The following is a 965-nucleotide window of genomic DNA, read 5'->3' as shown; positions in this document are numbered from 1 at the left end:
CGTGGACCCGGTTATCCGGGATTACGTGCCGAACCAGACCGTCATCAATCCGGACGCCCTCACCACGGACGACCAGGAATTGAAGATCGACCAGTCGAAGTATTACGCCATCGAGATCGATGACGTGGACAAGCGGCAGGTCAAGGGCGAACTGCTGTCCAAGGGAGCGACGCGGGCCGGTTACCGGCTCAAACTGCTCGCGGACACGTACATCGGTTCGCGCATGGTCCAGGGTGCGGGTACCGTGCTGTCGGCGCGCACCATCGCACCGGCCGACCCGGACGATCTGTACCAGATTTTCGTGGACCTGAAAACGGCCATGGACAATCTGGAACTCCCGCAGGATTCGCGGTGGATCGCGGGTACCCCCGATCAACTGAATCAGTTGGCGTGGGATCCTCGTTTCACATCGGCCCAGAATTACGGGTCGAATTCGTTGATCACGAACGGCGAGATGGGGTCGATCCTCGGTTTCCGAATCAAGGTCAACACCAACGCGCCGATCGCGTCGAACCCGAATCAGCGGTGGATGATCGCGGGCCAGGGAAATCAGGGCATGACGTTCGCCCAGCAGATTTCCAAGACCGTCGCGTACCGTCCCGAATCGTCGTTCTCGGACGCGATCAAGGGCCTGCACGTTTACGGCGGTAAGGTTATCCAGCCCGAATACCTCGCGGCGGTTCCCGTGACCGTTTCCGCGACGGCCCCGTAAGGAGGTACAGAAATGGTTTACGAAACCACCACACGCAAGGACGGTACGACCGTCACGCTCGGCGGACTGGCGGGTGACTACGCGGACGCGGCGAATACCGCCGGGCTCGTGTTCGATCCCACGGCCAAGGCGAATGTCGAAACCAACCTGGTCGACATCACCCAGATCACGCACACCCCGCAGGAAGTCGTGATTCAGGACCCGGTGGACGAAATCATCGTCACCCCGGCTACCGACACGCTGGATCTTTCCA

Annotated in this window: 2 protein-coding genes; both read left to right on the top strand. The window is 60.6% G+C overall.

The window, feature by feature from the left end:
* Positions 1–712: hypothetical protein (locus tag Q7C20_RS26665; RefSeq protein ID WP_375071179.1), on the top strand; the 712-nt coding region annotated here is incomplete at its 5' end.
* Between the two features lie 12 nt (positions 713–724).
* A partial coding sequence (locus tag Q7C20_RS26660; protein WP_375071178.1) for a hypothetical protein occupies positions 725–965 on the top strand: 241 nt, incomplete at its 3' end.

Origin of the sequence: Pseudomonas sp. AMR01 (assembly GCF_041946035.1) — a bacterium.
Taxonomy (GTDB): Bacteria; Pseudomonadota; Gammaproteobacteria; order Pseudomonadales; family Pseudomonadaceae; genus Aquipseudomonas; species Aquipseudomonas antarctica_B.
Note: the sequence above shows the minus strand (reverse complement) of the source record. Positions and strands in the feature narration are given on the sequence as shown.